Genomic DNA, 7640 nt, shown 5'->3' with positions numbered 1-7640 from the left:
GTGCTCGGCGAGGACCATCCCGACACCCTGATCTCGGGCGTCAACCTCGCAATCTGCCTGATGCGGGCCGGCCTGGGTGACCTTGCTCGGGACTGCTGTCAGCGAGTGCTTGCCCGGTTCGATGACGCGGCAACGACAGCCGGCACCGGCAGGGAGGCCGCACGTGCTCTTGCCACGAGGACGCTCCAGCGAGGAGACGAGGCTCCCCGATCACTACAGCCTGTCGTCACTCGACATCGGGGCGGCGCATACAGTCCTTGCCCGTAGTCGTCGCGGAGCCCGTTATCCGGCCAGGTGTGCTTGCAGCGCGTGTACGCCCTCGTCCACCCCGGCTCCGCGGGTCTCGAACGCCACCAATCCGCTCCAATGCGTCTTGACGATGGTATCGGTCAGCTCCTTGAGCGGAACATTGCCGCGGCCCAGGCCGAGATGCGAGTCGGCTCTTCCGTCATTGTCGCTCACGGAAATCGCCTTTATCGCACTGGTCATCTCGTGAAACAAGCGCAGGGGAGGCGACTGGTTGACGTTTGCGTGCCCGATGTCGAAAATGAATGCCACTTCCGGAAGATAGTCCAGCACTGTCACGAAATCGGCGTACCTGGTGAAGACATAGGTGAAAGGGCGGAATCGTGGATAGTGGGCCAAATTCTCGACCCACACCTCGACCCCGAGACCGCTGGCGGCACTCAGACCCTGCTCCAGCGCTCGCAGAAACCTTTGCAGGGCATTCCACCGGCCCGACTCGGTAGGTCGTGGATCCGCGAGGGCTCCTCCGTGGACGATGAGCGGTGCGCCAAGGTCGCTGGCGAGCTGCAGCTCGGCGGTCAAGTAGGCCTGCACGCCCGCGGCAACCTCCGGTATCTCTGTGGACAGCGGCGCCCGGAAGTTGCCGTGCACGATCGGACGCACGCCCAGGCCGCTCGCCATTTTCACCAGGGACCGGCGTCGAGGCTGGGGCCACTCATGCGCATGGTCCGACGGCAGGCTCATGTCCACGTACCAGTGCGTGCACTCCTCCTCGTGCGCCCGGATCGCGCCCTCTTCCGCGGTCAGATACTCCTGCGTGGCAATTCCGGCAGCAAATGAAAGCCGCTGAGTCACGAGGTCTCCTCACCGTCGCCCTGGTGCGGTCACGTCGTGGGTCGGTACCCGGCGATCGACTTACTCACCTTCCCAACGGTCGACAATCTTAGTCTGAGAACGAAATATTTGATAGACATCAGCCTTTTCTGCGCCAAGCGGTGAAAGGATCTCCGACGGGCAAAACGGCTGCGCCTGCTACAATGCCGTCCATATCGGGGTGTTACCCCTCGAGCTCGGCGAGGACAAGTCCGGCCCGCGCATTAGGTGTAAACCACGTACCGACTCCGGCGTTGTGAGGACCGCGAGGAAATGCGGAAGTGCCAAGTGCGGCATCTCAATACAACGCACTGTCGGGGTTGGCGGCGATGACAGCCGTGATCTCGCTGTCAGCGCCTATGGGCTGCGGCGCAGTGATCCATCCGTGCCCGCGGCGCGATATCGGGTCGCCGGGCGCGGCGCGGTCACGCAGAATCGGTCGGCGTGAGTGCGCAACTGCGGGACCTCGCCCGCGACACGTTACAGATCCTCCGCGCCGCCGCCTACCGGCCTCCCGGCGGCGGACGCGTCGACCTGACCGCCGACATCCGCGCGGCGGTCGGCGGCACCCGGCTGTACCGACCCGGACAGGAGCTGCCGGGCCGTCCCCCGAGCGGCCCGCCCCCCGCGGTCTCGGTCACCGGGGAGAGCACCTTGGCGGCCGGCCGCCGGCTGGCCCGCGACGGCGACGTGGCCGCGCTCGTGTTCGCCTCCGCGAAGCACCCGGGCGGCGGCTTCCGCACCGGCGCCCAGGCCCAGGAGGAGGGCCTGGCTCGCGCGTCGGCGCTGTACAGCTGCCTGACCGCCGCGCCGCAGTTCTACACGCTGCACCGCTCCCGCAGCGACAACCTCTACACCGACAGCGTCATCTACTCGCCCCGCGTTCCGGTGTTCCGCGATGACGACGGCCGGCTGCTGGAGAGTCCGTACCAGGTCTCGTTCCTGACCGCCGCCGCGCCCAACCGCGGGGCGCTGCCGGCCGGTCGGGCCGGCCAGGTCGCGGCCGCGCTCGCCGCCCGGGCCCGCCGCGTGCTCGCCGTGGCCGCCGCCCACGACCATCGGCGCCTGGTGCTCGGCGCCTGGGGGTGCGGCGTCTTCCGCAACGATCCGCAGACCGTGGCCGCCGCGTTCGGCGACGCACTCGCCGACAGCGCCGGGTGCTTCGACGAAGTGGTGTTCGCGGTGCTGGACCACGCGAAGGGGGCCCCGGTGCGGGCGGCGTTCACGACCCGGTTCCCGCCCGCACGCTGAGCACGAGGCGGGGACGGACGCGCGACCGGCCGGACGGCGCGCCACCGTCCGGCCGGGCGCACGGGTCAGCGCCGCTTCAGCACGAACACGCCCCAGCCGAGGTACCGCCGCCGGTAGCGCACGTACAACGCCGGTGCGGTGTCCAGCTCGGCCCGCACCTCGCCCGCGAGCTCGTCGTCCGGGTTGGCGTCGAGCCAGGTCCGCAGGCTGAACCATTGCGCGGCCGCGTACCGGTCCCAGCTGTCGCCGTCGGCCAGCACCATCTCCACCACGTCCCAGCCGAGCCGGCCGAACGACTCGACGAGCCCGGGCAGGTCGTCGAACTCGTCGCGGGACGTGAAGCCGCAGCCCTCGACCACCGCCTGGTCGGGCGAGTCGATGCGCCAGTACGGCTCGCCGACGAGCAGCAGCCCGCCGGGTACGAGACTCTGCTCCAGCAGTGCCAGCGTCCCCGGGACGCCGTCGCCGATCCAGGTCGCGCCGATGCAGGCCGCGACGTCGACCGGCGTGGGCGCGACGAAACCGGCGGCGTCGTCGTGCACGAACGCCACGCGGTCGGCGACGCCGAGCTCGGCGGCGCGGGCCCGGGCGGCGCCGAGGAAGTACGTGCTGATGTCGACGCCGGTCCCGGAGATGCCGTGGTCGCGGCTCCAGGTGCAGAGCATCTCGCCGCTGCCGCAGGCGAGGTCGAGCATGGTCTGGCCGGGGCGCAGCCGGATCACGTCGCCGAGGAGGGCGAGCTTCTGTTCGGTGAAGGGGTTGTGGACGCGGTGGTTACGCTCGCGGATCACGAAGATGCGCGGAAGATCCATGTCGGGAGGTCCTTACGTCGGAATGGAAACAGGGCCGGGTAAGGACACGGGCCGTCATCAAGCCACCTCCTGCAGACGTGAGAGGGGCCGAACATAGCCGCCGCGGGTCGGGAACGCGACCGATTTCTTCCGCCTGACCGTCAGTCGCATCCGCCGTCGGGCTCGGCGGCCATCGACACGATGACGGAGCTGTCGGGGTAGCCGTCGATCTGCAGGTCGCTCGGGACGCCGGCGACGTCGCGGCAGTACTGCAACGAGTCCGCGGGCGTCGCCGCCGGTCGCCATCCCGCGCGTTGCAGGTCGGCGTCGTAGACGGACAGGAGCTCCGGCCGCCCGTACGGATGGTCGCCGTGCAGCGTCAGGGTCACGTTCGTGAACGAGGTGTCCTCCTCGTTGAGGATGCGACAGGCCTTGCTGTCGCGCGGGGCGCCGGCCTTCTGGACGCCCGGCGGCCGCACCTTGAACACGGGGTCGTCGCGGTAGGCGTCGAGGAGGCGCTCCTCGTGGGGCGGAGGCGTGCAGCCCGGGCGGAGCTCGTCCTCCTGGGCGCACCCGGCGAGCAGGGCCGGCAGCACCGCGGCGAGCAGCGCGAGGCAGTGACGAAGGGCCATGCCGGCATGGTAGGCGTCAGCGGTCCCGGAACGTGCGCCGATAGACGCCCGGGGCCACCCCGACGACCTCGTGGAAGTGGCGGCGCAGCGTGGTCGCGGTGCCCAGGCCGGTGGCCGCCGCGATCGCGTCCAGGCCGTCGTCGCTGTGCTCCAGCAGTTCCTGTGCCCGCCGGATGCGCTGGGTCAGCAGCCAGCGCAGCGGTGTGGTGCCGGTCGCGGCACGGAACTGGCGGGCGAGGTGGCGGCTGCTCACGCTCGCCTGGCGGGCCAGGTCCTCGACGGTCAGCGGCTGGTCCAGGCGCCGGGCGGCCCAGGCGAGCAGCTCGCTGAGCGGGCGGTCCTCGGGCGCCGGGACCGGCGTGGCGACGAACTGGGCCTGGCCGCCGGGCCGGTGCGGGGCCACGACGAGCCGGCGGGCGACGGCGTTGGCGACGGCGGCGCCGTGGTCGCGGCGGACCAGGTGCAGGCACAGGTCCAGCGCGGCCGCCTTGCCGGCGGAGGTCAGCACGCTGCCCTCGTCGACGTAGAGCACGTCCGGGTCGACCTCGACGTGCGGGTAGCGCGCGGCCAGCGCCCCGGCGTACTGCCAATGGGTCGTGGCCCGCCGCCCGTCCAGCAGTCCGGCCGCGGCGAGCACGAAGGCCCCGGTGCACAGCGACGCCACCCGCGCGCCGGCCTCGTGCGCCGCGCGGATGGCCGCGACGAGGTCGGCCGGCGGGTCGGCGTCGAGCTCGGCCCAGCCGGGCACGATCACGGTGCCGGCCCGGGCCAGCCGGTCCAGCCCGTCGTCGGGCTCCAGCAGGAACCGGCCGTCGGCGCGGACCGGGGCGGCGCCGCAGATGACGAGGTCGTACCAGGGCGCGACCGGCACCGGCGGGGCCGAGCCGAACAGCTCGCAGGCCAGCGACAGCTCGAAGTTGAGGACCCCGTCGGCGACGGCCACCGCGACTGTGTGCATGTCCGAAACTGTACGCATCTCGTCGTTCCCGACGCTCACGCTCCCCCGGTCCCGGTCGGCACGATGAGCGAGTGGATCTTTCAGGCAGCTCCGTGACCGTCTACGGCGCGTACGGGCACACTGGCCGTTTCGTCACCGCCGCGCTGCTCGAGCGCGGCCTCACCCCCGTCCTGGCCGGCCGCGACCCGGCCCGCCTCGAGGCCGTGGCCCGCGCCGGCCTCGACACCCGGCCGGCGGCGGTCGACGACCCGGCGGCGCTGGACCGGGCGCTGGCCGGCGCGGCCGCGGTGATCAACACGGCCGGCCCGTTCGCCGCGACGGCCGGCCCGGTGATCGAGGCCGCGCTGCGGGCCGGCATCCCGTACGTGGACGTGGCCGCCGAGATCGAGGCCAACGCCGACACGTTCCGGCGCTTCGGCGAGCGCGCCGGGGCGGCCGGCGCGGTCATGGTGCCGGCGATGGCGTTCTACGGCGGCCTCGGCGACCTGCTCGTCACCGCGGCGATGGGCGACTGGACCCGGGCCGACCGCGTGGACATCGTCTACGGCCTGGACAGCTGGCACCCCACCCCCGGCACCCGCATCGCCGGCGACGTCTCCCGGCAGCGGCGCAACGGCCGCCGGGTCCGCTTCACCGAGGGCCGGCTCGACTACCACGACGACGCGCCGCGGACCGAGCGCTGGGCCTTCCCGCCGCCGGCCGGCGCCCGCGAGGTCGTCGCCGAGTTCTCGATGGCCGACATCGTGACCGTGCCCAGCCACGTGGACGTGCGGGAGGTGCGCACCCACATGACGGTCGAGGCGGCCCGGGACCTCGCCGCCCCGGACACGCCGGCGCCGGTCGCGGCCGACGCGAGCGGCCGCTCCGCCCAGTCGTTCGTCGTCGACGCCGTCGTCCACCGCGGTGGGCAGCGGCGCCGGCTGGTGGCGTACGGCCGCGACATCTACGCCGTCACCGCGCCCCTCGCGGTGGAGGCGGTCACCCGCATCCTCACCGGCCGCACGCGCACCACCGGCGTCGCGTCCGCGGGCGCCATGTTCGACGCCGCGGACTTCCTGGCCGCCCTGGCCCCCGACATCGTCGTCGAGCCGGCCGGCTGACGTGCGCGACCGGAAAAGATCGTCCTCGGGCCGTGAGGCGGCGGCCCGGCCGGCGCGCAGCATTGGGTCCATGCGCGCCGCCTACCTGCAGGAGCTGGGAACGCCCGACGTCATCCGGTACGGCGACTTCGACGACCCCGTGCCCGGGCCGACCGACGTCCTCGTCGAGGTCGTCGCCACCACGGTCAACCCGGTCGACGCGTTCGTGCGGTCGGGGCTGTTCCGCACGCCGCTGCCGATGCCGTTCGTCGTCGGCCGCGACCTCGCCGGGACCGTCGTGGCCGCCGGGCCCGGGGCGGCCGGGTTCGCGCCCGGCGACGCCGTGTGGTGCAACAGCCTCGGCCATGCCGGCCGGCAGGGCGCCGCCGCGCAGCTCGCGGTCGTGCCGATCGAGCGGGTGTACCGCCGCCCGCCCGGCGTCGCCCCCGAGACCGCCGTGACCGTCGCCCACCCCGCCGCGACCGCGTACCTCGCGCTGTTCACCCACGGCCGGCTCCGGGCGGGCGAGACGGTCGCGGTGGCGGGCGGCGCGGGCAACGTCGGGGCCGCGCTGATCGTGCTGGCCGCGGAGGCGGGCGCCCGGGTCGTGGCGACCGCGTCCGCGGCCGACGCCGAGTACTGCCGCTCCCTGGGCGCGCACGACGTCCTCGACTACCGCGAGGCCGGACTCGGAACCCGACGGCCCGACCTGTACGTCGACACCTCCGGCCGCAACGACCTGGAGACGGTGCTCGACCGGCTGGCGTTCCGCGGCCGCGCGGTCATCCTGTCCGGCGCGACCTCGCGCCCGGTCCTGCCCGCGGCGGCGCTGTACATGTACGACCGCACGGTGACCGGCTTCGTCATCTCCCACGCCACGACCGCCGAGCTCGCCGAGGCCGCCGCGGCCGTCAACCGCCTGCTCGCCGCGGGCCGCCTGCAGCCCCGCGCGACGGTGGAGCTGCCGTTGTCGGCGACGGCGGAGGCCCACCACATGCTGGAGCGCGGCGACCTCCGCGGCCGGCGGGTCGTGCTGCGCCCCGGCGTTCGCTAGGCGAGCACCTTGAGCAGTTCGCGGGCCAGGGGCGCGGCCGAGGCCGGGTTCTGCCCGGTGTACAGGTTGCGGTCCACGACCGTGTAGGGCTTCCAGTTCTCGCCGCGCTCGAAGCGGACGCCCAGGTTCTTCAGCTCGTCCTCGAGCAGCCAGCGGGCCCGCGCGGCCAGGCCGACGGCGTCCTCCTCGTCGTTGGTGTAAGCGGTCACGCGGTACCCCTGGAAGGGTGAGACGCCGTCGCGCCGGGTGGCCAGCATCGCGGCCGGGGCGTGACAGACGACCGCGAGGGGCTTGCCGGATTCGAGGGCCGCGCTGAGCAGCCGGCCCGAGTCGGCGTCGTCCCACAGGTCCTGCATCGGGCCATGGCCGCCCGGGTAGTACACGGCGTCGTAGTCGGACAGGCGCACCTCGGCCAGGACGAGCGGCCGGCGCAGCTCCTCGGCGGAGCGCAGCACGCTCTCCTCGTCGAGGGCGCCCTGCTCCCCGCCGGCCATCGACGGGCGCAGGCTCATCACGTCCACGTGCGGGACGACGCCGCCGGGCGTGGCGACCTCGACGGTGTGGCCGGCCTCGGTCAGCGCGCGGTAGGGCGCCGCGAACTCCTCGGCCCAGTAGCCGGTCGGATGCCGGGTGCCGTCCTTGAGTGTCCAGTAGCTGGCCCCGGTGAGCACGAACAGGATCTTCGCCATGCGACCGACGGTGCCGCGGGCCGGGGTGATGCCGCCTAGTCCTGTCCGGGTGGGCCCCGGCGACGGG

The 7640-nt window shown here is 73.1% G+C and carries 8 protein-coding genes; 3 read left to right on the top strand and 5 right to left on the bottom strand.

The genetic code is table 11. The features are described from left to right. Positions 1–282: 282 nt before the first annotated feature. Positions 283–1101 (bottom strand): TIM barrel protein, encoded by an 819-nt coding sequence (locus AB0B76_RS06430; RefSeq protein ID WP_360370337.1) that lies wholly within the window; start codon positions 1099–1101, stop codon positions 283–285. Between the two features lie 462 nt (positions 1102–1563). Between AB0B76_RS06430 and AB0B76_RS06425 the strand changes: the two genes are divergently transcribed. Continuing rightward, a complete protein-coding gene (locus tag AB0B76_RS06425) occupies positions 1564–2370 on the top strand; it encodes a TIGR02452 family protein (protein WP_360370334.1) in 807 nt (268 codons plus the stop codon). A 65-nt stretch (positions 2371–2435) separates the two neighbouring features. Here the strand turns inward: AB0B76_RS06425 and AB0B76_RS06420 are convergent, their stop codons facing one another. The 3 genes from AB0B76_RS06420 to AB0B76_RS06410 form a co-directional block, all read right to left on the bottom strand. Beyond that, on the bottom strand, positions 2436–3182 hold the full coding sequence (locus AB0B76_RS06420; protein WP_360370331.1) for a methyltransferase domain-containing protein: 747 nt from the start codon (positions 3180–3182) through the stop codon (positions 2436–2438). A 140-nt stretch (positions 3183–3322) separates the two neighbouring features. Further along, entirely contained in the window at positions 3323–3793 is a 471-nt protein-coding gene (locus AB0B76_RS06415; RefSeq protein ID WP_360370328.1) for a hypothetical protein, read from the bottom strand. A gap of 16 nt (positions 3794–3809) precedes the next feature. Then, entirely contained in the window at positions 3810–4751 is a 942-nt protein-coding gene (locus AB0B76_RS06410; RefSeq protein ID WP_360370325.1) for a helix-turn-helix domain-containing protein, read from the bottom strand. A 71-nt stretch (positions 4752–4822) separates the two neighbouring features. On the opposite strand from AB0B76_RS06410, the gene AB0B76_RS06405 reads away from it, so the two are divergent. Then, entirely contained in the window at positions 4823–5851 is a 1029-nt protein-coding gene (locus AB0B76_RS06405; RefSeq protein ID WP_360370322.1) for a saccharopine dehydrogenase NADP-binding domain-containing protein, read from the top strand. Between the two features lie 70 nt (positions 5852–5921). After that, the gene (locus AB0B76_RS06400; protein ID WP_360370319.1) at positions 5922–6884 is read left to right on the top strand and encodes an NADPH:quinone reductase; all 963 of its coding nucleotides are present in this window, start codon (positions 5922–5924) and stop codon (positions 6882–6884) included. On the opposite strand, the gene AB0B76_RS06395 is transcribed toward AB0B76_RS06400, so the two are convergent. Further along, entirely contained in the window at positions 6881–7573 is a 693-nt protein-coding gene (locus tag AB0B76_RS06395) for a type 1 glutamine amidotransferase domain-containing protein (protein WP_360370317.1), read from the bottom strand. The genes AB0B76_RS06400 and AB0B76_RS06395 overlap by 4 nt on opposite strands. Positions 7574–7640: the final 67 nt, after the last annotated feature.

Source organism: Dactylosporangium sp. NPDC049140, from assembly GCF_040648435.1.
The sequence above is the reverse complement of the archived record's forward strand: the minus strand, read 5'-3'. Positions and strand labels throughout refer to the sequence as shown.